Annotated in this window: 11 protein-coding genes; 3 read left to right on the top strand and 8 right to left on the bottom strand. The window is 64.9% G+C overall.

Annotation, left to right across the window (positions count from 1 at the left end; translation table 11 throughout):
- Positions 1-47: 47 nt before the first annotated feature.
- From KTJ89_RS14955 to KTJ89_RS14930, 6 genes are all read right to left on the bottom strand, one after another.
- Positions 48-791 carry a DUF1345 domain-containing protein gene (locus tag KTJ89_RS14955; RefSeq protein ID WP_259358295.1) on the bottom strand — a complete coding sequence of 248 codons (744 nt, stop codon included), beginning with the start codon at positions 789-791 and terminating at the stop codon, positions 48-50.
- A 165-nt stretch (positions 792-956) separates the two neighbouring features.
- Positions 957-2,174: an amidase gene (locus tag KTJ89_RS14950; protein ID WP_259358294.1), complete on the bottom strand. Its 1,218-nt coding sequence runs from the start codon at positions 2,172-2,174 to the stop codon at positions 957-959.
- Positions 2,167-3,783, bottom strand: a complete 1,617-nt coding sequence (locus KTJ89_RS14945) for an amidase (RefSeq protein ID WP_259358293.1) — start codon at positions 3,781-3,783, stop codon at positions 2,167-2,169. The genes KTJ89_RS14950 and KTJ89_RS14945 overlap by 8 nt, the downstream gene beginning before the upstream one ends.
- Complete coding sequence (locus tag KTJ89_RS14940; RefSeq protein ID WP_259358292.1) at positions 3,780-5,087, bottom strand: M20 family metallo-hydrolase; 1,308 nt, start codon at positions 5,085-5,087, stop codon at positions 3,780-3,782. Before KTJ89_RS14940 ends, KTJ89_RS14945 begins: the two co-directional genes overlap by 4 nt.
- 82 nt (positions 5,088-5,169) lie before the next feature.
- On the bottom strand, positions 5,170-6,495 hold the full coding sequence (locus KTJ89_RS14935) for an MFS transporter (protein WP_259358291.1): 1,326 nt from the start codon (positions 6,493-6,495) through the stop codon (positions 5,170-5,172).
- Between the two features lie 182 nt (positions 6,496-6,677).
- The gene (locus KTJ89_RS14930) at positions 6,678-7,598 is read right to left on the bottom strand and encodes a LysR family transcriptional regulator (protein WP_259358290.1); all 921 of its coding nucleotides are present in this window, start codon (positions 7,596-7,598) and stop codon (positions 6,678-6,680) included.
- Positions 7,599-8,159: 561 nt separating this feature from the next.
- Here KTJ89_RS14930 and KTJ89_RS14925 point away from each other — a divergent pair.
- The 3 genes from KTJ89_RS14925 (at position 8,160) to KTJ89_RS14915 (ending at position 12,197) form a co-directional block, all read left to right on the top strand.
- A complete protein-coding gene (locus KTJ89_RS14925) occupies positions 8,160-10,376 on the top strand; it encodes a DUF222 domain-containing protein (RefSeq protein ID WP_259358289.1) in 2,217 nt (738 codons plus the stop codon).
- Positions 10,377-10,586: 210 nt separating this feature from the next.
- Positions 10,587-11,501: a prolipoprotein diacylglyceryl transferase gene (lgt, locus tag KTJ89_RS14920; protein ID WP_259358288.1), complete on the top strand. Its 915-nt coding sequence runs from the start codon at positions 10,587-10,589 to the stop codon at positions 11,499-11,501.
- A 153-nt stretch (positions 11,502-11,654) separates the two neighbouring features.
- The gene (locus tag KTJ89_RS14915) at positions 11,655-12,197 is read left to right on the top strand and encodes an acyl-CoA thioesterase (RefSeq protein WP_101545953.1); all 543 of its coding nucleotides are present in this window, start codon (positions 11,655-11,657) and stop codon (positions 12,195-12,197) included.
- Between the two features lie 198 nt (positions 12,198-12,395).
- On the opposite strand, the gene KTJ89_RS14910 is transcribed toward KTJ89_RS14915, so the two are convergent.
- Positions 12,396-13,595, bottom strand: a complete 1,200-nt coding sequence (locus KTJ89_RS14910; RefSeq protein WP_259358287.1) for a pyridoxal phosphate-dependent aminotransferase — start codon at positions 13,593-13,595, stop codon at positions 12,396-12,398.
- Between the two features lie 168 nt (positions 13,596-13,763).
- Positions 13,764-14,321: a hypothetical protein gene (locus KTJ89_RS14905; RefSeq protein ID WP_259358286.1), complete on the bottom strand. Its 558-nt coding sequence runs from the start codon at positions 14,319-14,321 to the stop codon at positions 13,764-13,766.
- Positions 14,322-14,350: the final 29 nt, after the last annotated feature.

Here is a 14,350-nt window from a genome sequence, read left to right as displayed (position 1 = left end):
TGGGCCGCCTCGGCGATATTCACAGGGTCGGGCTGTGCCGGTGACGGTCACATGACGTAGGAGAGGATCATCGAGACGAGGGTCGCGACGACGACGGAGTTGAAGGCGAAGGCGACGATGACGTTCGTGCGCACCAGTCGCCAGGCTTTTCGCGATACCGCTCGGCCGGGGAGCGCGGCCGTCATCGTCGATGACAGCACGGAGAAGGTCAGGTAGTCGCCGAACTCGCGTGGGCCCTCCATGTCGAATTCGAGTTGCCGCTCCCCCGGGCTGCCGCCGCCGCTGAGGTCGAGACGCATGAACTCGAGTGCGAACGAATACACGAGCACCGCCCACGAGGCGATGACATTCGCGATGCCGAGCGCCGCAGAGACGACGATGCTGGCGCTCGAGTCAGAGGTGACGAGGAAGATGTTGAAGATGAATGCGAGATAGGCAGCCATGGTCGCCCAGGACACTGCTCCGCCCATCCCGAACCACCGCGACCACCATCGTCGGCGGTTCGCCACTGACCAGCGGGAATGGACGATGAGTTCGGTCTCGTCGAGGTCTCTCAGTCCCGCGTGGGTCCACAGCAGATAGGTCAGCGCGAAGAGCGGCCAGAAGACGAGGAAGAGGTTGATGACCTCGTGCGGCAGGGCCAGCGATGCAGCCATGCTCGGGCCAGAACCCAGTGGGTCGAAGTCGAATCCGAACACGAGGATGCCGCTGACGATGAGCGCAGGGACTCCCGCGATATTTGCGCGCGAGTCGTCGGAGAGGGTGAGCATCTGACTGTGCGTGGGTCTCATCGGCCCGGCTCCGGTTCGTTCGACGCGGCGGCTGTTCGAGTTCAGCCTAGTCGAGGGTGGGCTCGACTCGGCCGATCTCCGAATCGGACCGGTGGCACCGAGTCAGATCCGGCGATCCCCGATGCAATCGGACTGATCCCCAGGTCAGACCGGCCACGGGTCTAGTCAGACCAGCTGCGAGGCGAAGGCGAGCAGGTCGCGGTCGCCGCCGGGGCGACCGACCAGCTGCACCGCCTCCGGTCTGTCTCCGGCTCCGGCCCCGGGCAGCGGGATCGTCAATGCCGGCCAGCCGAGCACGTTGAATGGCATCGAATAGCGCATGAACTTCGCCGCCGTGCCGGAGTCGATCTCCTCCCAGCGGGCCACGGGCCCGTCGATGGCCGGAGTGAGCAGGAAGTCAGTGCCACCGAAGACCGCGAGCGACCGTTCTCGCAATTCGGCGAGCGCGTCCAGCTGCGTCCGGTATTCCGCCAGCTCGAGGCCCCGTCCCGCCTCGACCTTCTTGGCCACACCCGGTTGGTAGTCCGCGGCACGCTCGGCGAAGAGGTCTCTGTGGACCTCGAAAGCCTCATAGAGGCGGATGTAATCGTAGATCGGTGCGAGGTCGTCGAGGAGTTCGTCCAGGGCCGGCCCATTCGCCGAGGTGATCGTGAGTTCCGGGACCGATTTGAGCAGGTCGCGCGCTCGGCCATCGCCGCCGCCGAAGAGGCTGACATCGATGGTGTGTGCACTGCTCCCTCGGCCATCACCCGAACCGGCTCCCGCGATCACGTCGAAAGCCGTGGTCAGCACGCCGAGGTCGGCAGCGAACAGCCCGACGGTGTCGAAGCTCTGCGAGAGCGGGAAGACTCCGTCGACGGGCACGACGCCGAAGGTCGGTTTGAACCCGAGCACGCCTTGGCAGGCCGCCGGCACCCGCACGGACCCGGCCGTGTCGGTGCCCAAAGCCAACGGCACCACCCCGGCGGCAACGAGTGCGGCCGATCCGGAGCTCGACCCGGCGGTGCACAGTGCCGCATCAACAGGATTGACGACGCGGCCGAAGGCCGTCTCGTCGCCGAGGATTCCGTAGGAGTACTCCTGGCAGTTCGTCTTCGCCACAGGGATCGCGCCCGCCGCTTCGAGTCGGTCGACGACCGGTGCCGAGTTAGCAGCCGGGGCATCGCTACGCACATTCGATCCCATCGTCGTCGGGTATCCGACGAGGTCGATGACGTCTTTGATCGCGAAGGGAATCCCCTCCAATCGCCGAGGCGGCTGACCGGAATCCCGGCGGCCGATCGATTCCGCGGTGAGGGCATTTGCGCGGTCGACGGTCATCGCTGTGACGGCGTTGAACTGCGTTCCGGCTCGCTCCACCTCGGCGAGGGTTTGCTCATCCATCCGATGAGCCTATCTGAACCGTCGGCGCCAGTCCGGTCCATGGGCAAAGCGTTTCGATGGCCGCGGCGATGTCGAAGGCGCGGACGTCGTCATAGGGATGGGCGACGACCTGGAGTCCAGTCGGGATCCCGCAGTCGGCCATGCCGGAGGGGACGTTGACGATCGGCACTCGGTTGCAGATGTTGAATGGCATCGTCATATGCGCCTGCCAGTAGTGGTCGAGGCGCACGCCGTCTCTTCCGCTGTTGTCGGACGCACCGTCCGGCCCGGAAGCGTGCTCCCCTTCGCGACCGACGCCGTCGGCGCCGATCGTGATCCCGTCGAGGTAGCTGGCTCCGGCCTCCAATCCCGCCACCGCCGAGGTGGGTGCCAGGAGCACATCGAAACCGTCCATTGCTGACGCCAGCTCCGCCTGGATCTGTGCTTCCATGGCGAGTCCGTCGTAGAAGGAGCGGCGGCCGGCGACCGCTTCGGCGTCGGCCATGAACCGCAGCGTGTATTCGGCCAGGGTGTCCTCGTGGCCGCGGGTGGCGGCGCGCATGGCGGGGGCGAGGAGATTCCCGAAGTGGGTGAACGCGGTCTCGAAGATCCGCTCGGCCGTCCACGGCAGTTCGATCTCCTCGACGTGTGCCCCGGCCGATTCCAGCGCCGAGGCGACCGAGAGGGTATTCGCTTCGATATCTTTCCCGACGGGGAAGTCCCCCAAGCGCAGGCACAGCGCGACCCTGCGTCCGCGGAGTCGGTCGGCCGCCTCGGCGGGGTCGAAGTCATCGAGGAACCCGGGCGAGGCGATGGTCGCGTGATCGCTCGGATCGACCCCGACCACGACCTTGGCGAGCAGGGCGGCGTCAGCGACGGTGCGCGTCATCGGCCCGTCCCCGCGGTACCAGTCCGCGGCCAAGGGCTGGGCGCCGGGGATCCGGCCGTACGGGGCCTTGTAGCCGACGGTGCCGGTGAAGGCGGCGGGCAGCCTCGTCGATCCGGCGATGTCGGAGGCCGTGGCCAGGGGCGCAAACCCGGCTGCCAGCGCAGCACCGGACCCACCGGAGGACCCGCCCGGTGAGAGGTCCGGGTTCCACGGGTTGCGGGTCACACCCCACATCGGCGAGTGCGTGATGGTCGCGCAGCTGAACTCCGGAGAGGTCGCTCGGGCGTGGACGAATCCGCCGGCAGCGCGGATGCGGGCGATGATCGCGGCGTCGTGGTCGGCGACGGTGTCGCGTTCGTGCAGCAGCCCTTGGGTGAGGCCGCGGCCGGCGAGCGCGTGCTTCTCCTTGGCGATCATGGGAAGTCCGAGCAGCGGACGGGTGGCGGCCGCCTCGGCGAGGTCATCGCTGGTGGCGTTCGCGTAGAAGTCCTCGGCTTCCCGCGCCGAGGTGACCGCCTCCTCGACGACTTCGGTGACCGCATTGATGCGCTCGTCTTCGGCGGTGATGCGGCCGATGAAGGAGGTCAGGTAGTCGATTGGGGACAGATCCTTGGACCGGAAGGCAGCGAGCGCCTCGGTGGCGGACAGGGTCCAGGGTTCCGTCGTCGAGCTGGTCGGGACTGCGGCCGTGGCGGCGCTGGGGCACGGGTCGGCGCTGGGGCGCGGGGTATCGGTGCTCATGCGCGCGCCTCGGCGACGGACGAACCGACCCAGACGGCACCGTCACGGACATCGGCGAGCTCACCGCGGACGAGTTCACCGGCCACCGAAGTGAGCACGCGGACGCCGCGAAGCATGTCCTCATCGGTGGTGAACTCGCGTTCGCAGTGGGAGACGCCGTCGACGCTGGGAACGAACATCATCACGGCGGGCACGCGGTGATTCATCGCCACAGAATCGTGGCCGGCCATCGTCTCGAGACGACGGATGCTCAGGCCTTCGTTGGCGACGGCCTTCTCGGCAAGTTCGACGCCTTCGGTCGGGAAGTGGCGCTTGTCGCGGATGTCGAAGTCGCGGACGTTGATGGTGATGTCGTGGGCACGGGCGATCTCGGCGATCTGCGTCTTCAGGGAGTCGCGGGCGGCTTGGACGATGGCAGGATCGGAGGAGCGGAGGTCGGCGACCATGTGGACGCGGCGGGGAACGACGATCGGCGAGTTCGGTTCGACGACGTGCTGGCCGACCGAGGAGACGAGGGCTTCTTCCTCGAACGCGTCGACCACCTCGGCGACGGCGAGGACGACCTTGGCCGCGGCGACGAGCGCGTCGTGGCGGTCGGCCATGGCTGTAGCCCCGGTGTGGGACTGTTCGCCGAGGACGTCGATGTCGAGCTTCTGCGTGTACCAGCTGGACTCGACGACGCCTATGTCCGTGGCTTCGCGTTCGAGGATGCGGCCCTGTTCGATGTGGATCTCGGCGTAGGTGATCGCCTCGGGCGGGGTGTCGGTGCCGGCATAGCCGATGGCGCCCAGCGCCTCTGCGACGGTGGTGCCTTCGAGGTCGGCGACGGCGAGCATCTCGTCGAGGTCGAAGAGCCCGGCGTAGACGGAGCTGCCCATGATCGACGGGGCGAAGCGACCGCCTTCTTCGTTGAACCAGTTGACGACGGCGAGGTTGAAGGTGGGTTTCAGGCCAGATTCGGCGAGTTCCTCTTTGACGCGCAGGGCCGCGAAGAGGGCGGCGATGACTCCGTAGGCTCCGTCGAAGCGGCCGCCGAGCGGCTGCGAGTCGAGGTGGGAGCCGATGAGGACGTACGGGGCATCGGGAACGAATTCGAGGCACGCGAACATGTTCCCGATCGCATCGACGCGCACGTCGAAGCCTTTGTCCGTCGCCCAGCCGCGCATCCAGTCGCGCGTCTGCTTGTCTTCGGCCGTCAGCGCCTGCCGGTCGACGCCGTTGTTGTCGGTGGCACCGATGGTGGCGACGAAGTGGAAGTCTGCGAGGAAGGCCGCGTCGGAGGATGGGGGTGCCTGATGGTTCATTGCTGATCGCTGCTTTCTTGTGGGTGATGTGGGTCTGGGTCTGTGGTGGGGTTGGCGCGGGTCTGTGGTGGGGTTCGCGCGCCTACCCCAGCCGTCCGCGGGTCTCGGGGAGGCGTGTGACGAAGATGAGGACGAGGCACACGGCGGCTGCTGCAGCCATGTAGTAGCCGGGCGCGGTGTTGACGCCGGTGATGTCGACGAGCCACGTGCCCACGAACGGAGCGGTTCCGCCGAGCGCCGCGTAGGAGATGTTGTAGCTGATGGCCGCCGAGGTGAACCGCGTCTTCGTCGAAAAGCGCTCGCAGAAGAAGGTGTAGCAGCCGCCGCCGTAGCAGCAGAGCGCGAGGACGAAGATCGTCTGCCCGAGGAATGCCAGCCCCATGTGTCCGCTGGTCACAAGCCCGAATGCCGGCACCGAGGTGACCGCGAGCAGGATCGCACCCGCGATGAGCATGGGCCGACGTCCGAATCGATCACCGAGATGGCCGGCGATGGGCAGGAAGATCGTGTAGCTGGCCATCGCGATCGCGTTTGTCAGCAACGACTGTTCGCGGCTGAGGTCGCCGGTGGTCTGGATGTAGGTGACGAAGTACGCCGAGAGCATGTAGAAGCCGAGCGCGGTGACGCCGAGGACGAAGAAGACCTGGAGCATCCCGACCCAGTTCTCGCGAAAGCTTTCGCGGATCGGGCTGAACTCCTTGGGCCGTTCGGCAGCTGTCTTCTTGAACAGCTCGGATTCGTCGGTCTTCGACCGGATCCACAGTCCGACGGCCGACAACGGCAGCGCCAGGAGGAACGGAACGCGCCAGCCCCATGAGTCGAATGAGGCGTCGCTCATCACCGTCGACAGCAGGAGGATGAGGCCGCCGGCGAACACCGAGGGCAGAGCCGTCGCGGCCAGGGTGATGTTGATCCACAGTCCGCGCTTGGCAATCGGAGCGTGCTCGTAGACGAAGGACGGTCCGCCGACGGATTCGCCGCCGGCAGAGAAGCCCTGGCCGAGTCGGGCGAGGATGAGCAGGATCGGCGCGAACCACCCGATCGTGTCGAAACCGGGGAGGATGCCGATGAGGGCTGTGCAGGCTCCGACGAGGAAGATCGTGATCGTCAGGGTCTGCCGCCTGCCGACCTTGTCGCCGAGAGCTCCGAAGAACAGTCCGCCGAGGGGGCGCATGACGAACGCGACTCCGAAGGTCGCGAAGATGACCAGCAGACCGGTGATCCGGTCGCCGTCGGGGAAGAAGTACTCGGACAGGATCACTGCCGATAGACCGTACAACGTGAAGTCGTAGAACTCGACGAACTGGCCGATGCTGCCGCCGAGGAGCACCTTCCGTTGCATCTTCGTCGACCGACCACGGCCGTCGGCTGTGGGCGTGTGCTCCTGGTCGGTGGTGGGAGTGGACATCAAAGCTCCTTTGCTCTGTCCCATGACGGGCCTGTCACCCTGATGGGGCGGAAGCATCACCGTCTGCCCGTGTGATACCTGCCATTTATTGTGCTGAGCGAATCGGAATCAGTCCAACAGATACTTTTGAACATTGTCATCAATTGAATCAATGAGAGCAGACGTGGTCGGCGCCCGGACCGTCACTGCTTCACCGCAGCACCCAGAACCTCTTTGCTGACTTCGCAGAATGCCTTCCCGCGTCGGCTCAAGCGCACGCCGCTGGGCCAGATCACGGCGAGGTCGATGCTCGGGAAGTCGTCGAGCAGGGGAACATCCACGGTCTGCAGCCCAATATAGGTACCCGATGACACGCTTTGGCTCAGCAGCGAATACCCGTGTCCCATCGCCACGAACGACCGCAGCGTCTCGTAGCCGGAGAACGAATGCCTCGTCTTCGGCACAACCCCTGCGATGCGGAACAGTTCGTCGTAGTACTGCCTGGAGAAGGGCAGATCGAGCTGAATGTAGTCTTCGTCGGCGAGTTCACTCAGGCGCACCGGTTTCGGCTGCCCACCCCCGGCAAGGCGATGATTGCGGGACACCAGAACGTGAGGCTCGACGACGTCGAGGAGGAAGGTATCGAACCGGCCCGTCGGACCGAGCATGTACGTCAACGCCAGATCACAGTCACCCGCAGTGACAGCCCTCTGCAACTCCGCCAAGTCGGCCTCGAGGTACGTCACCTGCACGTCCGGATAGCGCTTCGCGAACTCGTCGTGGATCAGCGGCAGTCGGGTCGGCGCGATCGGCGAGAACACGCCGACGGTCAGGCTTCCGCTCAGAGACCGGGACAGCCCTTGCGCAGTTTCTCCGAGCGCATCGGAGGCCTCGAGGAAGCTGGTCACTTCGGCCAGGAATCGCTTACCTGCCGGAGAGAGCACGACCGATCGGTTCTTCTGCCTGATGAAGAGGTCGAGGCCGATCGTCCGTTCGAGTTGAGCCATCGCCGTCGAGATCGCCGACTGAGTGACGTTGAGCTGCTTCGCCGCCTCGGTCATGTTCTCCCGCCTGGCGACCTCCTGGAAGTAGCGCAGCTGCACCAGGGTGAAATCAAGGGCCATAGTCCCCCATCATCCCACCGACATCGGAGATGCGTGCAGATCCAACCTCGCCGAGGCGGCCCTACCCGAGCACTACCGTCCAACCCTTCCCGGACGACCGGGCACTGACCCTTCCCGCACGGCCAAGCACCGCCCCTTCCCGCACGGCCAGGCTCCGACCCATCCCGGACGGCAAGCATCGCACAGATCATCCACCTCTACCGCGTAGGACCCAGTTCCGAGAATCCTCCCGACACTTCAATCGTCACCGATCCCGAGTCAGTGCCGACGAGTAAAGTGCCCTCAAACTGACTCACATCCCAATAAACAACTCCAAAACGACATTTAACTATAGTATGTCATTTCGAGTCGAATATTTTTCGAAGATTCTATTGTATTCTATTCTCTGGCTGCCTATAATTGAGCTAAGAGACCTTCAATGACGAACGGAACTCAACAGCGATGACCTTCACCCCCGACCGCAAGCGACGCAAGTCAGGAAAGCGCGACCGCCGCGCTGCCACTGACTCGCGCGGTGGGGCGAGCAGAAGACCGCCAACAAACACCACACCGGCAGATCTCGTGGGCGCCACATCTCAGAATGCCCACGCACCCGAGGACACCGCGCAAGCACAACCCGAAGAAACATCGGGCCCCGCAACACTGGCCGAACAGCTCAAGGCGGCCGGGCTCGACCTCAGCGGCCACCACTTCGCCGAGGTATTCGAAGCCCTTGACCCAGTTTCGACCGACGATGACGCAACGATTGACAATGCGCCGATCGCCGACGACGAACAAATGGGCGAAGACACGTCGGCTGTCGATGCCGGACAACCGAACACAGCTGGCACGGCTGTCGGTTGCGAACAGTCGAGCGAAGGCGTCGAATCAGCGACATCCGCTGAGAACGAGCCGAACGGCCCGACAGACACGACCGCAGGTCCAGACCCGACCGCACTGTTTGAGGCAAACGAGCAGGCCCGCTCAACCAGGCAGCCCACATCCGCTGGCCCCGCCAGCTCGGCCACTACGAAGGACCCCGACGCCGCTCAGCCCGAGGCTGGAACTGATTCTCAACGACCAACCTCGATGCACCCGATCCTCACCGACGCGGCGTGGAACGACCTTGCCGCGAGCGCTCCCGAAATCACCGACTCGATCGCCTCCCTGACCGAACTGGTCGGAGGTCTTCGCGCCTTCGACCGGCCGATGGGGCCGAACGAGGCCCTGCAGGTCATCGATGGAGCAGAGGCTCTGCGTCGACTCAGTGAATCTCTGTCCACCCTGGCACTGGCCGTCTACGAACGTGTCGGCACGCCTAAGGACAGTGGTGCCAAGTCGACCAAGGCGCTCATCCAGGAACGCCTCAACCTCTCGGGGCGAGAAGCTAACCGCCGGGCAAGGCTCGCAGAGAATCTCGGCGGACGAGTTGCGCTCGACGGCCAATCGCTTGAGCCCGAACACCCGCTCGTCGCCGAGCAGCTCCACCTCGGCACCCTGCCCGCGGAGCACCTCACTGTCATCGAAGACTGCCTCAAGGCACTACCCGCGTGGGTGGATCACGAGACGAAGTCCCGTGTGGAGACCGACCTCGTGAAGTACGCGAAATCGGTGACTGTGAGCGAGCTCCGCGACATCTTCCGTCGGATGCTCGCTCTCATTGACCCCGACGGTGCCGAGCCGCTCGACCCCAGCGATCGTTCCGCTTACTTCATCACTGCCCGGCCCAAGCGCAATGGAGACTGGAGGCTGGAAGGCGTCCTCGATCCCGTGGCGGGATCCGAATTGCACGGACTGCTGACCTCCAGGATTCAATCCGCGAAAGACACCACATCGACCACCGCAGAACCCACCGGTGACAACCCGTCGAACACTGCAGAATCGGGCGACGACACCACATCGAACAACGTCCGCCCCACCGACACTGAAGCGGCCCGCCCCGCGGCCGACGACGCTCCCGCGCTCTTCCCGAACGTCGGACTCGGTCAGGCTGCCGGCGAAGAGAAGTTCGAACCCATCGACGCAGTGCTCACCGGCGATCGTTATGACGCTCCCCCATGGGCTGTCTTAGACGCCGCCAGCGATTCCAGTGCCGACAGTGAAGCTGCCGGTGACGCCGGTGCGGATACGGCCGATTCCACTGCCGACCGCCCCGTTCATGCCGGTCAAGGGGTCCGCGCCGATGGCTCGACCGTCGATCTCATGAGCGAGCAGCCCAATGCGAAAGCCTGGATCTACGAACGTTTCGCCACTCTCATTTCGCGCATCAGCATGAAAGAAGCCGCCAAAGGTTCGCCCTACGCCCTGGTCGTCACAGCCAAAGCGTCCGACATTGCCAACGGCATCGGCGAAGCCACCACAGGCTCCGGCGACCGCTTCCCGATGGGCGACGTCGCTCGACGCGGCCTCGATGGCACCGTTTTCTTCCACCTGATGGACGAAAAGGCTCGCACTGTGGAAGTCTGCACGGAACAGCGCTTCGCCAACAAGAAGCAGACCGCAATCGTCACCGCCAGGGATCGCGGATGCGTGTTCCCCGGCTGTGACGCACCAGCGGGGTGGTGCGACGTGAACCATGTTGTGCCGCACGCCCTGGGCGGCAAGACCGACATCAACAACATGTGCCTGCTGTGCTCCTTCCACCACCACCTCATGGACCGCTCCGACTGGGAAGTCTTCATGCTCGGCGACGGACGGCCGGCATGGCGACCGCCGGAAAGCATCGACCCCGCCCGCACTCCCATCCTCCACTCACGATTCGTCACCGACGACATCATCGACGGCCTCTTCGGCACGTAGCTGCGCATGGCCATTCAATGGCACCGCTGTGCCTCCATTCTGATGTGAGCGCGAATGGCCTTGTCGCGGCCGCCTTCACCCCACAGGACTCGGGTTTACGCGCTAGTCGGAGCGCAGGCGGCACAGCAATCGGCCCGAAAACGGTCCTCGCCGGTCAGAGACCAGACGCTGCATAAGAGATTCTCAGACGGGTGCAAATAGACTGGCCCCATGCACCTCGGCCTAGTGACTTCCAGCGCTGTCCCGCACGACATCTCGGCGGCAATCCCCAGCCCGTCCATCTCGAGCTTCCAACTCGGACCGCTGACGATCCATTTCTATGCACTGTGCATCCTCGTGGGCATCATCATCGCCATTGTGCTGACGAACCGCCGCCTGACCAGGCGCGGTGTCGAGGACTGGCAGGTGCTCGACATCGCGACTCTTGCCGTACCGATGGCCATCGTCTTCGCCCGCATCTATCACGTCATCACGCACTACACCGATTACTTCGGTCCCGGCCGCAACCCGTGGAACCCGTTCGAACCCGGCTCGGTATGGGCGATCTGGGAGGGCGGCATCGCGATCTTCGGTTCACTCATCGGCGGCACGCTGGGTGCATGGATCATGTGCCGCCGCCTCGGCCTCAAACTCACCACTCTGCTCGACGCCCTGGCACCGGGCCTCATCCTCGCTCAGGCCTGCGGTCGCTTCGGCAACTGGTTCAACCAGGAACTCTTCGGCCTGCCCACCACGTTGCCTTGGGGACTCGAGATCGATCCCGGCAATCCGGCAATCCCACTGGGCACTCCCCCCGGCACCCTCTTCCATCCAACGTTCCTCTACGAGGTCATCTGGAACAGCCTCGGCGCTCTCGTCCTGCTCTACCTCGGCCGCAAGGTCTTCTTCCAGTGGGGACGCCTATTCGCTGTCTATCTCATGTGGTACGGCGCCGGCCGCATCGTCTGGGAGTCCATCCGCCTCGATCCGAGCTTCGTCATCCTCGGCCTGCGCACCAACGTGTGGGGCGCGATCGGCGCCGTCGCTCTCGGTGTGGCGATCATGCTCATCCAGTGGAAGCGCCACCCCGAGCCCGAAGAATCACCGTTCATCCCCGGCCGCGAACCCGAAACCGCGAAGGACTGACACCCACCCTCGCCGAGGCGGCTCCCCGGGTCCGTGGATGCGCACCCTTCCGTGGGCGCATTCGCCGTCGGGTCTACGTTCATCAATCAGAGCCCCATTCACCCGGCAGGGTTATGGTCGCCCATCAAACTACTGTCAAGTAACATAAGTTGCATGCACTTCTTCCGCATGATCCTGCACCTGCTGAGGTCCCACCGACGTTCCGCGCGCGACATCTGGGACACCTACTCCCTCCCCATGCGCGTCCACCTGGGCGAGATCGACATATTCATGCATCTCAACAACGGCAAGTACCTCTCCATCATGGACCTGGGACGACTCGACATGATGGTGCGCAGCGGAGCGTGGCAGGCGATGCGTGAGCGCGGATGGACCGGTGTCGTCAGCGCCGAGACCATCAGCTTCCGCAAATCACTGAAACTCTGGCAGCGCTACAACCTCGAGACCAAGGTCTGCGGAATCGACGAGCGCACCGTGTTCTTCGAACAGCGCATGGTCGTCGACGGCGAGATCTTCGCCCGAGCCTATGTCGCCACTCGCCTGATCTCCGATGACCGGCCGCTCACCAGGGACGACCTCATCGAGGCCTTCGGGATGCCGGAGAACGAACCCGAACTGCCCGACTGGATCCACGATTGGCGCCGTGACAACGCGCTGCCGAGCACCCGCCGGCCCGCCTGGAGCAGCTGGACATAACAGAGCTGTCGTCTGGACCGAGCTGTGGTCGGCACTGCACCGTGGTCCGCGTTGAGTTCCGGTCGGCACGGCACCGCGGCCCGAACAGAGCCGTGGCCGGGACGGCGCCGCGGTCCGCACGGCGCCGCAGTCCGGACAGAGCCGTGGTCGCGACGGCGCCGCAGCCCGGTACCACCGCAAGCAACCCCGCCGCACGGACTACCGCCCCGCCTCGATCCACTCCTTGAGGCGGCCGAGACCGGTTGTGATCGCGGTTTCGTCGATGCCCGAATAGGCCAGTCGAATGTACGACCGGTCCTCACCGGGCTGCGGCGACCCGAAGTGCTCGCGAGTGCAGAATGAGACACCCGTGGCGTGCAGCGCCTCGGTGGTGAAGTCCGCCAGAGTCGCGATTCCCTTCGTCTCCATCGCCTCGGTGACGTCGGGGAAGACGTAGAACGTCGAGCCCGGCGTCGCCACGGACATGCCGGGAATCTCGTTGATGAGCCGACAGGTGGCATCACGTCTCTTGCGCAGCACCTCCAGCATCTGGCCGACCGGCCCCTGCGGTCCGCGCAACGCAGCGATCCCTGCCCACTGCACGTACTGGTTCGTGCAGGATTCGTCGTTGGTGTTCATCAGCGAGATCGCCTCGGCGACCTCCTTCGGGGCGACCGCACAGCCGAGCCGTGAACCGGTCATCGCGTACTTCTTCGAGAACGTGTAGAGGATGACGGTGCGCTCCCGCATTCCCGGCAGCGCGGCGATCGACTGCGACTTCCCCTTGTAGCGCATCTCGAAGTACGCCTCGTCGGAGAGCACCCACAGGTCGAATTCCTGCGCGATCGCGGCGATGGCCTCACGCTCGCCCGGAGTCGACTCTGCGGAGATCGGGTTCTGCAGGTCGTTGTAGATGATGGCGGTGGTGTTCTCGTCGATCGATGCCCGCAGGTGGTCGAGGTCGATGGCGAAACCGTCGGAGGTCGGAACATATCGGTAGGGCAGGGCCGTACCGCCGAGATATTCGATCTGGGATTCGTAGATCGGGAAGCCCGGATTCGGGTAGAGCACGCCTTCACCTGGGTTCATCACGGCTTGGAGGAATTTCGTGATCACGGGCTTGCCTCCGGTGGTCACGACCACCTCGGCGGGGTCGATCATCATTCCTCGTCGCGAGCCGAGGTCATCGGCAAGCGCCTCCCGCAGTTCGGGGATCCCCGGTCCCGGGCAGTAGCCGGTCTTGCCGTCGCGGATCGCCTGCTCCATTGCGTCGACGATATGCCCGGCCAAGGGGAAATTGAGATCGCCGAGGTGGAACGGGAAGACCTCGTTGCCCTTCGCCTTCCATTCGGCGGCGGCCTGGGCCACGCGGAAAGCGGTCTCGGTGCCGAGGTTGTCCAAACGGCGAGCAGTCTTCATCGTCGACTCCTTCTTCGGGGTCCATCTCTTCGGGGCAATACTGAGGTGTCGGTGCTGAGGTGCCCGTGGGTGCTGCGCAAGGTGGGACGGAACCGTCCCGGGGCACGGTGCGCACCGGTTCACTCACGATAGAGCACCTGACCAGGGATTGTCAGCGATGTCCGAGATTCATCCGACGGCGAGCGCGCTGCGCCCGGCGAGCAGGCACCACAGGCCGATGCCGAGGAACACCGGAGCTCCGAGGATGCCGCACCAGAAACTCGGCGCCGCGGTCTCGCGCGGCAGGATGAACGCGACCACCGCGACAATGGTCAGCAGCAGCCCCGCCATGTGAAGGACGGGCTGGCCGAAGACGACGGCGAGCGCGAAGAAGTGGATTCCGACGATCGCGAGGATGAGCGGAGCGATGTTCTCGGTCTGGCCGGTGCGGATGAGGAAGAAGCTCACCACCGCGGCGATGATGACCTCGGCCCAGAACACGATGAGGTAGAGCGTGAATGCGGAGGTCCCAGTGGTGAAGGCGCTGGATTCCGACCAGTTGCCGATGGCGGTGAGAATGCTCGGCACTGCGAGTGCGAGGCCCGCGACTCCGATCCCGGCGAGCACGAGCCGCCAGACCCGCGCTCTGGGCGGCGCTTCCTGTGCCCAGCCTGACCAGATGAACGCGGCGAGCCCGAAGATCGCGCCGATCATGACGAGGTCGCGCGGGTGTGCCACGTCGATCATCGTCGATCCCTTTCGTCCGAGCGGGCTGT

The organism is Brevibacterium sediminis (genome assembly GCF_024895295.1).
Classification (GTDB): Bacteria; Actinomycetota; Actinomycetes; order Actinomycetales; family Brevibacteriaceae; genus Brevibacterium; species Brevibacterium sediminis.
This window is presented reverse-complemented; position numbering and strand designations above follow the sequence as displayed.

Excerpts from the sequence above, each read along its gene's own strand:
- KTJ89_RS14950 (WP_259358294.1), bottom strand. The coding sequence starts at position 2,174 with ATGGATGAGCAAACCCTCGCCGAGGTGGAGCGAGCCGGAACGCAGTTC.
- KTJ89_RS14910 (WP_259358287.1), bottom strand. The coding sequence starts at position 13,595 with ATGAAGACTGCTCGCCGTTTGGACAACCTCGGCACCGAGACCGCTTTC.
- KTJ89_RS14955 (WP_259358295.1), bottom strand. The coding sequence starts at position 791 with ATGAGACCCACGCACAGTCAGATGCTCACCCTCTCCGACGACTCGCGC.
- KTJ89_RS14930 (WP_259358290.1), bottom strand. The coding sequence starts at position 7,598 with ATGGCCCTTGATTTCACCCTGGTGCAGCTGCGCTACTTCCAGGAGGTC.
- KTJ89_RS14905 (WP_259358286.1), bottom strand. The coding sequence starts at position 14,321 with ATGATCGACGTGGCACACCCGCGCGACCTCGTCATGATCGGCGCGATC.
- KTJ89_RS14935 (WP_259358291.1), bottom strand. The coding sequence starts at position 6,495 with ATGTCCACTCCCACCACCGACCAGGAGCACACGCCCACAGCCGACGGC.
- KTJ89_RS14945 (WP_259358293.1), bottom strand. The coding sequence starts at position 3,783 with ATGAGCACCGATACCCCGCGCCCCAGCGCCGACCCGTGCCCCAGCGCC.
- KTJ89_RS14915 (WP_101545953.1), top strand. The coding sequence starts at position 11,655 with ATGCACTTCTTCCGCATGATCCTGCACCTGCTGAGGTCCCACCGACGT.
- KTJ89_RS14940 (WP_259358292.1), bottom strand. The coding sequence starts at position 5,087 with ATGAACCATCAGGCACCCCCATCCTCCGACGCGGCCTTCCTCGCAGAC.
- lgt (WP_259358288.1), top strand. The coding sequence starts at position 10,587 with ATGCACCTCGGCCTAGTGACTTCCAGCGCTGTCCCGCACGACATCTCG.